General features: G+C 69.7%; 12 protein-coding genes. 10 read left to right on the plus strand and 2 right to left on the minus strand.

The features are described 5' to 3' along the window. Position 1: 1 nt before the first annotated feature. Positions 2–235: a helix-turn-helix domain-containing protein gene (locus tag AC3IYI_RS33590; protein WP_489407206.1), complete on the minus strand. Its 234-nt coding sequence runs from the start codon at positions 233–235 to the stop codon at positions 2–4. A gap of 511 nt (positions 236–746) precedes the next feature. Between AC3IYI_RS33590 and AC3IYI_RS33595 the strand changes: the two genes are divergently transcribed. The 10 genes from AC3IYI_RS33595 to AC3IYI_RS33640 all read left to right on the plus strand — a co-directional run bounded on the left by AC3IYI_RS33595 (position 747) and on the right by AC3IYI_RS33640 (position 12,501). Beyond that, on the plus strand, positions 747–875 hold the full coding sequence (locus AC3IYI_RS33595; protein WP_489407207.1) for a QsdR family transcriptional regulator: 129 nt from the start codon (positions 747–749) through the stop codon (positions 873–875). Between the two features lie 196 nt (positions 876–1,071). Continuing rightward, a complete protein-coding gene (locus AC3IYI_RS33600) occupies positions 1,072–1,200 on the plus strand; it encodes a hypothetical protein (protein WP_489407208.1) in 129 nt (42 codons plus the stop codon). Between the two features lie 135 nt (positions 1,201–1,335). Continuing rightward, on the plus strand, positions 1,336–2,733 hold the full coding sequence (locus tag AC3IYI_RS33605; RefSeq protein ID WP_329389664.1) for a chloride channel protein: 1,398 nt from the start codon (positions 1,336–1,338) through the stop codon (positions 2,731–2,733). A gap of 107 nt (positions 2,734–2,840) precedes the next feature. After that, on the plus strand, positions 2,841–4,358 hold the full coding sequence (locus AC3IYI_RS33610; RefSeq protein WP_489407209.1) for a gluconokinase, GntK/IdnK-type: 1,518 nt from the start codon (positions 2,841–2,843) through the stop codon (positions 4,356–4,358). A gap of 32 nt (positions 4,359–4,390) precedes the next feature. Beyond that, on the plus strand, positions 4,391–5,305 hold the full coding sequence (locus AC3IYI_RS33615; RefSeq protein WP_489407210.1) for a cyclase family protein: 915 nt from the start codon (positions 4,391–4,393) through the stop codon (positions 5,303–5,305). A gap of 148 nt (positions 5,306–5,453) precedes the next feature. Beyond that, the gene (locus tag AC3IYI_RS33620) at positions 5,454–7,034 is read left to right on the plus strand and encodes a GMC oxidoreductase (protein WP_489407211.1); all 1,581 of its coding nucleotides are present in this window, start codon (positions 5,454–5,456) and stop codon (positions 7,032–7,034) included. A 211-nt stretch (positions 7,035–7,245) separates the two neighbouring features. Further along, positions 7,246–8,040 carry an SDR family oxidoreductase gene (locus AC3IYI_RS33625; protein WP_443067926.1) on the plus strand — a complete coding sequence of 265 codons (795 nt, stop codon included), beginning with the start codon at positions 7,246–7,248 and terminating at the stop codon, positions 8,038–8,040. 38 nt (positions 8,041–8,078) lie between these two features. Continuing rightward, positions 8,079–9,563 carry a cytochrome ubiquinol oxidase subunit I gene (locus tag AC3IYI_RS33630; RefSeq protein ID WP_489407212.1) on the plus strand — a complete coding sequence of 495 codons (1,485 nt, stop codon included), beginning with the start codon at positions 8,079–8,081 and terminating at the stop codon, positions 9,561–9,563. Beyond that, positions 9,560–10,615: a cytochrome d ubiquinol oxidase subunit II gene (locus AC3IYI_RS33635; RefSeq protein WP_489407213.1), complete on the plus strand. Its 1,056-nt coding sequence runs from the start codon at positions 9,560–9,562 to the stop codon at positions 10,613–10,615. The genes AC3IYI_RS33630 and AC3IYI_RS33635 overlap by 4 nt, the downstream gene beginning before the upstream one ends. 113 nt (positions 10,616–10,728) lie before the next feature. Further along, positions 10,729–12,501, plus strand: a complete 1,773-nt coding sequence (locus tag AC3IYI_RS33640; RefSeq protein WP_489407214.1) for a cation:proton antiporter — start codon at positions 10,729–10,731, stop codon at positions 12,499–12,501. On the opposite strand, the gene AC3IYI_RS33645 is transcribed toward AC3IYI_RS33640, so the two are convergent. Continuing rightward, positions 12,498–14,345, minus strand: coding sequence for a glycoside hydrolase family 15 protein (locus tag AC3IYI_RS33645; protein WP_489407215.1), 1,848 nt, complete (start codon positions 14,343–14,345; stop codon positions 12,498–12,500). The genes AC3IYI_RS33640 and AC3IYI_RS33645 overlap by 4 nt on opposite strands. Positions 14,346–14,451: the final 106 nt, after the last annotated feature.

Below are 14,451 nucleotides of genomic sequence, written 5' to 3' on the forward strand. Positions count from 1 at the left end.
GTCAGGCCGCCTGTTCGGGATCGACACGGCGACTGCGCAGCCAGTGTTCGACGTCAATCGCGCTGTAGAGGGTGACGCGATCGGGCACAGGGACGAACGGCGGCCCTTGCAGGGGACGGGCAGTGCGCCAGCGACGGAGCGTGGAGGGATCGACGTTCAAGATGCCTGCAAGTTCATCGGTCGTTAGCCATTTGCCGGTGACCAGATCGGGGGAAACGTTTCGTCCGCTCTTCACGGATTCTTGGGATGACAAGGGGTCCTTGCGATGGCGCAGAACGCCGATCGGGCGAGTCGGTGCAAGAGACCGCTGGCGGGTGCGGCTGGCTGAGGGTCCATCCGAGGCATCGGATTGCTCTCGAGGGGCCGCGGCTCATTGAGTGATCAATGCGCCTAGCCCGAGACGATTCCGCCCCGAGGCGGAGGCGCGTGGCATCCCGTTCGGGCTGTGGGGCGGTGGTTGGCTTCCAGAACGAGTCTTGGGCGCCGTGGCGCTCCCGGAGCAGGGCGGCGCTAGGGCCTGTCGTCAAACTCCCGTCGTCGCCCGAAGGGCGGCCGCGCGGCGTCTGGTGCGTGCTCTCGGCGCGCCGGGCGAAAGTCCGCGTACTGGACGTACTCGGGCTTTCGCCCGGTGCGACGAGAGCGCGTGCCAGGCGTCGCGAGGCAGACGGGAGTTTGACGACAGGCCCTAGGGATTATGGGATCGAAGCTGTGCCATCGGACGACAGGTACCTTTCGACTCGGGGGCCATGGAACTCCCGGACCTCGCGTACGTCATCACCCGCATCGGCGAGTCCTTCGTATACGCGGATCTGATCACCGGCGACGAACCCGACGCGACCAAACCGGCGGCTGCCGTCGCCGCACTGCTGCGCTGAACTGCCCACCGGCATCCGGGACCTGGCCGCCGGCGTTCTTCGCGCCGGAGACCGTGGCCGCCATGCAGTTCCGTCCGGACATGCGAAGCCTCCGGCGGGATGCTGCAATGGCTCTGGAGGTCTGTCCGTCGCCGTGTGTCGTGGCGAGCGCCCCTGGACCACGGGCTGTGGGTACGGCCCAGACCGCAATCCGCTCGTGAGGAGTGGTCACGACGGCATCGGCGCCCAGTTGGCGGCGAACGGCCGCACCCCCGTCCGGGCCCTGCCGGCCTCGCTGGACGCGGCAGAGTCGACGACGGCTCCCGCCGAACCGGCCGTCGCCTGAAGACTCCAGCCGGGCGAACCCGGTCCGCTACGGTCCACCCGCACCCCCTGGGAGATGAGCGAACATGCCCGGACCCCCTCGTGGCATCGCCCGCACAGCCGTGATGACGTGCAGAACCGAGACGGGACACGTCGGATGACGGCGTCGGATCCGCGCCCCGCGGGGCCTGGCGGGGGGACACAACCCGAAGAGGCGGACCGGCTGCGTGAACTGCTGCGCAGCCCCGGCTATCTGAAGGCGCTCGTGTTCTGTGCCCTCATCGGTGTTCCGGTGTCGCTGGTGGCTTTCTGGTTCCTGGTCGCACTCCACAAGCTGGAACACCTGATGTGGGGCGATCTACCTGAGGCTCTGGGGTGGGGCGCCCCGCCGTGGTGGTGGCCGCTGCCGTTGCTGCTCGTGGCCGGCGCGGCCGTCGGGCTCGTGGTCACCCACCTGCCCGGCGCCGGAGGCCACATCCCCGCCTCGGGACTGCACACGGGCGGGATCACGCCGCGGGCCCTGCCCGGCGTGATCCTCGCCGCCGTGATCAGTCTTCCCCTCGGAGCCACGCTCGGACCGGAGGCGCCGTTGATCGCCCTCGGCGGCGGCCTGGCCCTGCTCTTCAGGGATCTGGCGCGGGTGCCGGCGACGGCCAAGAGCACGGCACTCCTGGGCGCGGCAGGAGCAGCGGCTGCAGTCGCGGTGATCTTCGGAAACCCGCTCATCGCGGGGGTGATGCTCATCGAGGTGGCCGGGGTGGGCGGGCCACAGCTGTTCGCGGTCATGCTGCCCGCGCTCTTGTCGAGCGGGGTGGGTTCACTCGTGTTCACCGGCTTCGGCCGCTGGACCGGATTCAGCGCGACCAGCCTCTCGGTGAAAGTGGGCGTGCCCGCTCCGCGGCTCGATGCCGGAGACGTGGTCTGGGCGGTCCTGATGGCAGTGGCCATTGGTGTCGTCGTTCATCTGATCATGGGAGGGGGCCGGATGACCGCGCGGTTCGTCGCGAAGCGTCCCGTCGTCCATACGACCCTGTCTGCCCTGGCAGCAGGCGCCTGCGCCGCTGTGTACGCGCTCACCACCGGCCGGTCGCCCGCGGACGTGGCGTCTTCCGGCCAGGCGACGCTGAGCCGGATGGCCGCCGATCCGCATTCCTGGGGGGTCGGGGCCCTGATCGCCGTACTGCTCTGCACGGGAGTGGCCTACTCCTTGTGCCTGGGCAGCCTGCGAGGCGGCCCGGTGTTTCCCTCGCTGTTCCTGGGCTGCGCCGTGGGCGTGCTGCTCGCGCCCCTGCCGGGCCTGGGGGTCGTACCGGGAATGGCCGCGGGCATGGCGGCCGCGACGACCAGTGCCTTGCGGCTGCCGGTCAGCAGCATCGTGCTCGTCGTCCTGGTGCTCGGCAGCGTCGCCATGGTTCCCGTGGTGATCCTGGCGGCCGTCGTGGCTTTTGTGACGACCCAGTTGCTGCCGCCCGGATCCGCCGTTCCACCGGTGGGCAAACCCGCGGAACCGCAGACCGCGCATCCCCCTGCCGCCGGCCCGTCCGGCTCCGCCTGAGGTCGCCCCGCACGGTGGCCGAGGTGCGCCGCGGACTGCGCGTACCGAGAGTGGAAGTACCCGGCCGGAGACGGGACCGGCCGGTGGCACCGAACGAAGGAGGCCGCATGGCGCGTCACCACGTGCGCGAACCCATGCGGGGACCGCCGCACGAGCCGGAAGCCCTCGGCACGAAGGTGCCCGCAACCGTGGTGCTCGTGACAGGCGTGGCGGGGTCGGGGAAGTCCACGGTGGCGCTGCTGCTGGCCGACCGGCTCGGCTGGGCGCACAGGGACGCCGACGACTTCCACACCCCGGCGAACCGGGCCAGGATGGCGGCCGGCGAGGCCCTGACCGACGAGGACAGACGCCCGTGGCTGGCTGCCCTCGAGGCATGGATCGACCGGCGGATCGCAGCGCGGGAACCCGCTGTCGTGGCTTGTTCCGCGCTCAAGCGCGCCTACCGGGACCAACTGGCCGGGGGACGGCCCGAAGTACGTCTGGTCCATCTGCACGGTTCACGGCAACTCATCCGCTCCCGGCTGCTGTCCAGGCACGGCCACTTCTTCCCCGCACAGCTGCTGGACAGTCAGTTCGCCGACCTCCAGGAGCCGGAGCCCGACGAGCACGCCTGTGTGGTGGACGTCGACCAGCCCCCGGAAGCCGTTGTCGCAGCCGTCGTCGCCCAGCTCTACGCCGTACCGACCGAGGAGCCGCACATGCCCCCCACAGCATCAGGAGAACAGTGGCGGCTGCGCCACGGTGCGCAGGCGGCGGTGGTGGTCGAGCTGGGCGGCGCCCTGCGCCACTACGAGGTGGGCGGGCGGCCGCTTCTCGACGGATTCGCCGCCGACGAGAGGATCACCGGCGGACGGGGGCAGCTTCTCGTGCCCTGGCCGAACCGGGTGGACGGCGGGCGCTATCGGTTCGGGGCTGAAGACCTGCAACTCCCGCTGACCGAACCGGAGAACAACAATGCGATCCACGGGCTCCTGAGGTGGGTGGCGTGGCAGCTGCTCGCCCGCAGCGAGGACGCGGTCACGGTGGGCACCGTCCTCTTCCCGCAGCCTGGATACCCTTACCAGCTGGAGGTCGCCGCCGAGTACCGGCTTGGCCGGGAGGGGCTCGAGACCACCGTCACCACCACCAACGTGGGGGACACGGCCGCACCCTACGGCGTGGGCCAGCACCCCTATCTGACCGTGGGCACCGAATTGGTGGACACCGCGCTGCTGACCGTGCCGGCCCGCCACCGGCTCAGTACGGACGAACACGGCCTGCCGACCGGTGAGGAGCCGGTCGACGGCACGGCGTACGACTTCCGCATCGCCCGGCCCATCGGCGAGCAACGACTGGACACCGCCTACACGGGGCTCGACCGGGACCCCGCAGGCCACTGCGTGGTTCGGCTGGTGCACCCTTCGGGGCTCCGCGGCATCGACGTACGGCTCCTCGAGGGCATCCGGTACGTGCAGGTCTACACCGGGGACACGCTGTCGGAGCCCGGGCGGCGTCGGCGCGGCGTCGCCATCGAGCCGATGTCCTGTCCGGCCGACGCCTTCCGCAGTGGCACGGCGCTCACCGTCCTGGAACCGGGCGGCAGCCACGTCTTCCGGTGGGGCCTGGCCCCGTGGGGGTCCTGGTGACCCCGGACACCGGGCCGTCAACGCCGAGGCCCATGACCGATGACGCCTTTCGTGCGTTGTACGAGGAGCTGCGCGACAGGAGCCCGCGTCCCCCGGGCGACCGGCGCGGTACGCTCGGCCACCTGACGTCCGAGCGGGTGGTGGCCGCCGCCGCCGAGGTCCGCTCCGGACTCACGGTGTCCCTGGCCGCGCCCATCGAAACCCTGCCCGGCCCGGACAATCCCGACCCCGCACACCACCGGATGATCGCCCCCGCCGCCGGTGAGACCGGTGCCGGCGGGCTGCACTTCGCCCGCGACCGGTTCGCGATGAACGTGCACGGGGACGCGGACAGTCATCTCGACGCGCTGTGCCATGTGCTGTTCGACGGGGAGCTCTACAACGGCGTGCCGGCGAGCACCGTGACGCCCGAGGGAGCCCGTGCGCTCTCCGTCGAGGTCGTCCGGGACGGCATCGTCGGCCGTGGCGTGCTCCTGGACGTTCCGCGGCTGCGGGGCGTGCCCTGGCTGGAGCCAGGGGATCACGTGACCGCCGATGACCTGACCGCGGCGGAGGCGGCCCAAGGGGTCCGGATCCGGCCGGGGGACATGCTGTTCGTACGAGTGGGGCATCGCCTACGGCGCCGGGAGCTCGGGGCGTGGAACGCCGCGCGGGCCCGGGCCGGCCTTCATCCCACGGCCGTGCGGTTCCTGGCCGAGCGGCAGGTCTCCGTGCTGGGCGCGGACGGCAACCACGACACCGCCCCCAGCGCGGTGGCCGGGATCGACTTTCCCGTGCACGTGCTGGCCATGCACGCCATGGGACTGCATCTGATGGACTACCTGCAGTTCGAGGACTTGACCGAGGCGTGCGCACGCACCGGCCGGTGGTCGTTCCTGTGCGTGATCGCGCCGCTCCGGCTCCCGTCGGCCACCGGCTCGCCCGTGAACCCGATCGCCGTTCTGTGACGCCCATGGGCGTGAAACCCTCCCGGTCGCCGCACACGGGAAGGGGGGATACGTTCGAAGAGGTGGGGTGGCTGCCGTGTCCCGGCAGCGCGCGGAGTCAGGGCCCGGCGAAAGGGCGGGGTCCACGAGCGCAAGGACGGTGGTCGCCGTGGGCGACTCCCCGCACTACGACGTCGTCATCATCGGTTCGGGCGCCGGCGGCGGTACGCTCGCCCACCGGCTCGCCCCGTCCGGCAAACGGGTACTCATCCTCGAACGCGGTGACTACCTCCCCCGCGAGCGGGACAACTGGGACTCCACCGCCGTGTTCGTGAAGGGCAAGTACCGTGCCCCGGAGTTCTGGCTGGACAAGCACGGCGACGAATTCCCGCCCGAGGTCAACTACTACGTCGGGGGAAACACCAAGTTCTACGGCGCCGCCCTCTTCCGGCTGCGGCACGAGGACTTCGGGGAACTCCGCCACCACGACGGGCTGTCGCCGGCCTGGCCGATCCGGTACGAGGACCTGGAGCCCTATTACACGGAGGCCGAGCACCTCTACCTGGTCCACGGACGCCACGGCGAGGACCCGTGGGAAGGGCCGTACAGCGCGCAGTACGCCTACCCGCCGGTCGAGCACGAGCCACGGATCCAGCAGCTGAGCGACGATCTGGAGAAGCGGGGCATGCACCCGTTCCACCTGCCCATCGGCGTCAACCTGAGCCAGGACGAGAACGGGCGGGCGACCGAGTCCAGCGTCTGCATCCGCTGCGACCGCGTGGACGGCTTCCCCTGCCTGGTACGCGGCAAGTCGGACGCCCAGGTCATCTGCGTGGAGCCTGCCCTGCGGCATCCGAACGTCGAAATGATCACCAATGCCCGGGTGGTCCGGCTGGAGACCGACCCGACCGGACGTAGCGTCAGCACGGTCCTGACGCGGAGCGAGGACGGGGTCGAGGCCTCTTACTCCGCGGACATCGTGGTCGTCGCCTGCGGGGCGGTCAACTCGGCGGTTCTCCTGCTGGCCTCGGCCAACGACCGCCACCCCCGGGGGCTGGCCAACAGTTCCGATGTGGTCGGCCGGCACTACATGCGCCACAACAACCTTGCGCTGATGGCCATTTCGAAGGAGCCCAACGACACCAAGTTCCAGAAGACCCTGGCCCTGCACGACTGGTACCTCGGTGCCGACGACTGGGACTACCCGCTGGGCGGCATCCAGATGCTCGGCAAGTCGGACTCCGACCAGATCCATGGTGAGGCGCCCCGTTGGGCGGGTGCCGTGACCCCCGACATGCCCTTCGAAGTCATGGCCCACCACGCGGTCGACTTCTGGCTGTGCGGCGAGGACCTTCCCCTCCCCGACAACCGGGTCACCGTCGACGGCGACGGCACCATCCGTCTCGTGCTCGACGAGAAGAACAACATGGCGGGGCTGAAGCGCCTGCGGCACAAACTCCAGGGCATGCTCGGCCATCTGGGGATGCACGAGCACCAGCTCCTGTCGCGCAGCATCTACCTCCACAAGGGCATGCCGATCGGCGCCACGGCGCACCAGGCCGGCACCGTACGATTCGGCGACGACCCGGCCACATCCGCGCTGGACGTGAACTGCAAGGCCCACGATCTCGACAACCTGTACGTGGTCGACACGAGCTTCTTCCCGAGTATCGGGGCGGTCAACCCGTCCCTCACGGCGATCGCGAACGCCCTGCGGGTGGGCGACCACCTGGTGGAACGGCTGAGCTGACCCCGGAGCTTGCTCCGACCGGGGGATGATGCTCGGCCGTGTGGCCCAAGAGTGCCTCGCCTGGGCCGCTGATCTCCGAAGAGGGTGCTTCCGTGACGTTCGGACTCTGTCGGGCAGCGGTCCGGCGGACCGCATCCGGACCGGGCAGTCGAGGAGGCAGTCGATCGTGAGTTCCACTGAGGATGTACCGCAGGGAGTGATCCCCGCTCATCTGCTCAAGGGCCAGAAGGCGCTGGTCACCGGTGCCAACAGCGGAATCGGAAGGGCAACGGCCATCGGCCTGGGCCGGGCCGGCGCCGATGTGGTCGTGAACTACGTGGCCGGCGCGGAAGAGGCCGAGAAAGTGGTCGCGGAAATCGCCTCGTTCGGCGTGCGCGCCGCCGCGTACGAGGCGGACGTGTCCCAGGAAGACCAGGTCGTGGCCATGATGGACCGGATGGTCCAGGAGTTCGGCACGATCGACATCCTGGTCGCCAACGCCGGACTGCAACGCGACGCCCCGTTCGAGGAGATGACGCTCGCCCAGTGGCAGAAGGTGCTGGACGTCAACCTCACCGGCCAGTTCCTCTGCGCTCGCGAAGCGACGAAGGAGTTCCTGCGGCGCGGCGTCGTCCCGGAGGTGTCCCGTGCGGCCGGAAAGATCATCTGCATGAGCTCCGTCCACCAGGTCATTCCCTGGGCGGGGCACGCGAACTACGCCTCCTCCAAGGGGGGCGTGCAGATGCTGATGGCGACCCTGGCGCAGGAACTCGCGCCCAAGAAGATCCGGGTGAACGCGATCGCTCCCGGAGCCATCAAGACACCGATCAACCGGGACGCGTGGGAGACGGAGGACGCTCGGAAGGATCTGCTGCGGCTGATCCCGTACGAGCGCATCGGCGAGCCCGAGGACATCGCCCACGCGGCCGTTGCCCTCGCCTCCGACCTCATGGACTACGTCGTGGGCACCACGCTCTTCGTGGACGGTGGGATGACCCTCTTCCCCGGCTTCGCCACCGGCGGCTGACCCCGTCCGGCCAGTCATCCCGAGCGGCAAAGGAACGTATGCACACCACGGTCCATCTGCTGGCGGCAGACGCCCCCGCCCAACTGTTCCCGGCCAGGGAGCTCATGGCGTTCACCCTCGCCTCCCACATCATCCTGGTGCCGATGGGAGTGGCACTGCCGCTCATCACCCTCGTCATGCACTACCGAGGCCTGCGTCGGAACGACGCCACAGCCCTGCTGCTGGCCCGGCGCTGGTCGGCCGTGATGGCGGTGCAGTTCGCGATCGGCGTCGTCACCGGCACTGTGCTTTCGTTCGAGTTCGGCCTGCTCTGGCCGGGGCTGATGGGCAAGTGGGGCGATGTCTTCGGCATCGGGTTCGGCGTCGAGGCCTGGGCATTCTTCCTCGAAGCAGTGCTCATCGCCATCTACCTGTACGGCTGGCGCAGGCTGAAGCCACGCACCCACTTCCTGCTCGGGCTGCCGCTGCCGGCCACAGCGCTGCTCGGGGCCTTCGGCATCCTGGCCGCCAACTCCTGGATGAACACCCCGCAGGGGTTCTCGCTCGACGCCCAGGGCAATCCGGTCGACGTGGACGTCTGGAAGGTCATCTTCACCCCGATGTTCGGGCCCCAGTACTGGCATTTCGTGGTGGCGATGCTGGTGACGGCGGGCTACGTCGTGGCAGGTGTCTACGCTGTCGGATGGCTTCGCGGCCGTCGGGACCGCTACCACCGGCTCGGCTTCGCGGTCCCCTTCACCATCGCCGCTGCGGCCACTCCGGTGCAGCTCGTGCTGGGCGACTCGATCGCCCGGGCGGTGTTCCACAAGCAGCCCGTGAAGTTCGCGGCGATGGAGATCGTCTGGGAGACCGACAGCCACGTTCCGGAGTACCTGTTCGGCCGCCTCCACCCGGACGGATCGATCTCCGGCGGTATCAAGATCCCCCAGCTCGACTCCATCCTGGCCGGGTTCAGCCCGGACACCACGGTGACCGGGCTGACCTCCGTACCGGCGAGCGACCGGCCGAACGCCACTCAGGCCACGATCGCCCACTGGGCCTTCGACATCATGGTCGGAATCGGCACCCTGCTGGTGATCCTCGCCCTCTGGTACGGCCTGGTCTGGCTGCGCCATCGCCGGCTGCCCGCCTCGAAGTGGTTCTACCGCAGCGCCGCCTGCGCCGGTGTCGGCTCCGTCGTCGCCGTCGAATGCGGCTGGATCACGACGGAAGTGGGCCGCCAGCCCTGGATCGTCTACCAGAACATGCGCGTCGCCGAGGCCGTGACATCGACCCGTTCCACCACCCTCTGGATCATGTTCGGCCTGGTGATCGTGGTGTACGTGTTCATCTTCGGGGCGTTCCTCACCGTCCTGCTGAAGATGCGCGACCGCTGGCGACTGGCCGACGAGCAGACGGACGGGCGGCCGGCCGAGGCACCGGAGGCTGTCACCCCGTACGGCCCCCGCCCTCCTGTCCCGGCCGGCGACACCCGCTCCTCGGGAGACAGCGGGTCCACTGCGTCCGGGGGTGATGGGCCATGATCGCCGACGTCGTCGCTTTCGCGATGCTGCTCGCCGTGACCGCCTACGCCTGCGCCGGCGGAACCGACTACGGGGCCGGCTTCTGGGACCTGGCGGCCGGCGGAGCCGAGCGCGGCAAGCGCCCCAGATGGCTGATCGATCACGCCATGGCCCCCGTGTGGGAGGTCAACAACGTCTGGCTGATCTTCGCCCTCATCATCATGTGGACCGGATTCCCCGTGCTGTTCCAGACCGTGTTCACCGCGATGTGGCTTCCCCTGGCGCTGGCTGCCCTCGGGATGGTCCTGCGCGGTGCCGGATTCGCGCTGCGCAAGCCCAGCCGCCGACTGGCCCGGCGGCGCCTCTACGGTGCCGCGTTCGCCATCGCCTCCGTGCTCACCCCGTTCTTCCTCGGGGTGGCCGTCGGCGCCATCGCCACCGGCCGGGTCGCACCGGGCACCGAAGCCTCGGCGGACGCCTGGGCCACCTCGGCGTCCCTCCTGTTCGGACTCTTCACCGTCGCCGCGACCGCGCTCCTCGGCGCCGTGTTCCTGACCGCCGACGCCACCCGCTTCGACGCACCCGACCTCGTCGGCTACTTCCGGCTCCGCGCCCTCCTCAGTCTCGTCGCGGTGGCCCTGGTGGCGGTGGGCGTGCTCCTCGTCACCCGCGGCGACGCCCCCCACGTCTGGCACGGACTCACCCACGGCGCGGGACTGGCGCTCGCGGTCGTGTCCGCCCTGTTCTTCGCCGCCACGGCGGTGCTCGTGCTGCGGAGGGAGGCCCGCTGGGCTCGCTTCAGCGCCGTAGGCCTCGTCGCCGCGGCCGTCTTCGCCTGGGGCCTCGCCCAGCGCCCCTACCTCATCCCCACGTCCCTGACCGTGGCGGACGCCGCGGGCGATTCCCAGACGCTGACCTGGCTGTCAGTGGTCAGTCTCGTCGCCCTGCTGCTCGTCGCCCCGGCAGTCTTCCTCCTCTACTGGATGGACACCCACGGCGAGCTGGAGCCCCTCACCGAGTCCGACCTGCGCCGGACCCGCCCCGCGCAGGGTGACGGAGCCGACGGCGACTGACCTTGCGGCGCCGCCCCGTTGGCCGCAGCCGAATCGGCCACCGCCGGGGCAGCCGGCCTCCGGAACCCCGTCGAGTCCCCCATCGCGCCCGTGAGGCGAGTAAGGAAACCGCCGTGAGCGAGGACGACATCCTGCTCGGCATCGCCCTGGTCGTGGCCCTGGCCGCCGCCTGCCAGATCCTCGCCGGCAAACTGCGCGTCCCCGCGCTGATCCTGCTGCTGCCGGTCGGTTTCGTCGCGGGCGCCCTGACCGACGTCGTCCATCCGGACCAGCTGATCGGGGAGGAGTTCTCCGCCCTGGTGTCCCTGTCCGTGGCGGTGATCCTCTACGACGCCGGGCTCGGCCTGGACCTGCGCAACCTCACCGGCCACCCCCGCGCGATCGTGGGCAGGCTGCTGCTTTTCGGAGTCGCCCTTACCTTCCTCGGCGTCTGTGCCGTCGCCCCGGCCCTGTTCAGCATGTCGCTCAGGGTGTCCGCGATGGTAGGCATGATCCTCGTCGTGTCGGGGCCCACGGTCGTGGGGCCCCTGCTCCAGTACGTGCGGCCGACGGACAAGGTACGGCGCCTGCTGATCTGGGAAGGGACGCTGACCGACCCGATCGGCGCCATCCTCGGGGCACTCGTCTTCCACGCCATCGCCACGACGCACCAGATCGACATCGGTCGCGGGTACCAGATCGGCCAGTTCCTCATCAGCATGGCAGTCGGCCTCGTGGGCGGAGCCGTCGGGGTCGCGCTGCTGTGGCTGACCCTGCGCGTGCTCCGGCTCGGTGAGGCGCTCGGGACCCTGGCGCAACTGGCCACGGTGATCGCCGTTTCGGCAGGATGCGACATCGTCCGCGACGACACCGGGCTCATCGCCGCGATCGTCACCGGTATGGCCGCGGCCAACATCCGGGGCTTCGACATGCCCGCCCGCCGGCCCTTCTTCGAGACGCTGGTCCAGCTGATCATCGGGCTGCTGTTCATCTCCATCTCGGCCAGCGTCACCCCGGCCTCCCTGACGCCCGTGCTCCTTCCCACTCTCGTCCTCGTCGCGTTCCTCGTCCTCGTGGTGCGGCCGCTCGTGGCCTTCACCGCCACCATGGGCAAGGACATGACCCTGGGGGAACGGGCCTTCGCGGGATGGATGGCCCCGCGGGGCATCGTCGCGGCCTCCACCGCGGCGGCCTTCTCCGCGACCCTCGTCCAACTGGGGCTGCGCGGCGCTTCCAAAATCCTTCCCATCACCTTCCTCGTGATCGTCTCGACGGTCGTGCTGTACGCCCTGACCGCCGGCCCCGTGGCCCGACGGCTCGGCGTCGCCACGCCGAACCGCACACAGCCCCTCCTGGTGGGCGGCGCTCCGTGGGTGATTGCACTGGGAAGAACCCTGCAGTCGGCGGGGCTCGACGTGCAGATGTGGGCGGGACTGGACGAGGAGCGCGAACGGATCAAGGGCGCCGGAATCAAACTGGCCAGAGGGGACCTGCTGGCGACGGCCACCAACCCCAGGGCGCGGCTGGAGGGAGTCAACGCCGTCTTCCTGCTCACCGATGACGACGACTTCAACGCGCTCGCCTCGGTGCTGGTCGAGGACAACGTCGAGGGACCCGTCTACCGGGTCGGACCGCCCCACCAGAGCCACGGTGTCGTCGCGCCCTACACGGGCGGCGCAGTCCTGTTCGGCGGTTCACTCGTCAGACACGTCCTGGCGGCACGGTACGAGCAGGGCGCCCGGTTCCTGGTGCAGCCCGCGTCCGATCAGCTCCCGCCGGGACATGAAACGCTGTTCGTGGTCCGCGACGACGGCCGGCTGGAGCCGGTGGACGAGACGCAGGCCGTCATCCCGCAAGAGGGCGACCTCGTCGTTCTCCTCGGCCCCGTACCGTCTCCTCCGGACTAGCTGCCGCCCTGCCGCATGCGGTTCAAGGTCTCATCCAAGGTGATGGCCGCATCGATGAGCGCCAGGTGGGTGAACGCCTGCGGGAAGTTGCCGAGCTGCCGGCCCGTCAGGGCGATCTCCTCGGAGTACAGGCCCAGGTGGTTGGCGTACGTCATCATCTTCTCGAGCACGAGCCTGGCCTGATCGGCCCGCCCGGCCCGTGCCAGGGCGTCGACGTACATGAAGGTGCACAGGGAGAAGGTTCCTTCGGAGCCGCGCAGACCGTCGGGCGACGCCTCGGGGTTGTAGCGGTAGACCAGGCTGTCGCTGACCAGCTCCCGGTCCATCGCGTCCAAGGTGGACGTCCACATCGGGTCGTCCGGCGTGATGAAACCCACCGTCGGCATCCGCAGCAGCGACGAGTCGAGCACATCGCTGCCGTAGTGCTGGACGAAGGCCTTGCGGTCGGGGTCCCAGCCCTTCGCCAGGATCTGCCCGTAGATGTTGTCGCGCTCGGCGGCCCAGCGGCCGCTCTCGGCCGGCCGCCCGTGGGCGACCGCCAGCCGCAGCGCGCGGTCGAACGCAACCCAGGACATCACCCGGCCGTAGGTGAAGTGCTGGCGCCCCCCGCGGGTCTCCCACAGGCCCTCACCGGCCTGGTCCCAGTGGTCCACGAGCCAGTCCAGCAGGGTGCGCAGCGATGTCCAGCCCTGGATGTCCAGGTGGATGCCGTGCTGGTGGGCGAAGGAGATGCTGTCGAGTGCCTCGCCGTAGATGTCCAGCTGCAACTGGGTCGCCGCGCCGTTGCCTATGCGCACCGGGGCGGATCCCTGGTATCCCTCCCAGTGATCCAGGGTCTCTTCGTAGAGATCGGAGGAACCGTCCACCCGGTACATGATGTTCAGCGGTCCCGTGTCGGTGGTGCTGCCGGCCTTCTCCTTGACACGGTCGCCCAGCCAGCCGATGAATGCCCTCGCCTCCTCCGTGAACCCCAGTCCCAGCAGGGCGTACACGGAGAAGGACGCGTCACGGATCCAGGTGAACCGGTAGTCCCAGTTCCGTTCGCCGCCCAACTGTTCCGGCAGGCCCGCCGTGGGGGCGGCCACCACGGCGCCGCTGGGTGCGTACGTCATCAACTTCAGCGTCACGGCGGAGCGTTCCACCATCTCGCGCCATCGGCCCGTGTACCGGGACTGGTGGAGCCACGACCGCCAGAACTGCCTGGTGTCGTCGAAGAGCTCCTGGAACTCGGCGACGCGGATCTCGCGCGGCGGCCCCTGCGCGGCCGACTCCATGACCAGACCCCGCTGTTGTCCGGCCTCGAGCGCGAGCGAGACCCGCAGGTCGTGCTCGCCGGTGAGCCTGTGCACCACCCGTTCGTCCTCCGGCTCCCGCACCACGCTGAGGGTGAGTTCCAGGTCGTCCGAGGCGAACACCGCTCCGTTCGTGGTGATGCGCAGTGTGTGGGGCTTGCGGCCGTAGTCGAACCGCGGGGCGATGTCGATCTGGAACGTCATGCTGCCGCGTACGCACCGGAGCATGCGGACCAGGCAGTGGCGGTCCGTGGCTGTCGTTCCGGTCACCGGCATGAAGTCGACCACCTCTCCGGCACCGGACTCGGTCATGAATCGCGTCACGAGAATCGCGGTGTCCGGCAGGTACAACTGCTTCGTGGTGTACGTCTCGTCCGCCGGTCTGACCGTGAAATGCCCGCCCTTCTCCCAGTCGAGAAGAGCCCCGAACACGCTGGGCGAATCGAATCGCGGGCAGCAGAACCAGTCGATCGTTCCGTCCGTGGTCACCAACGCCGCGGTCTGCAGATCACCGATCAGGCCGTGATTTTCGATCAGCGGGTAGTCAGCCATGGGAGAACCCCTTTCGACGCCACCCAGCCAGGTTAAGCGCGGAATTCACGGCGAGCCCGGCGAGCCGGCTGCCTCTGCACATGCCGGGAATCGCCTTTAGCATGGG

Source organism: Streptomyces sp. GL_148 (genome assembly GCF_057834205.1).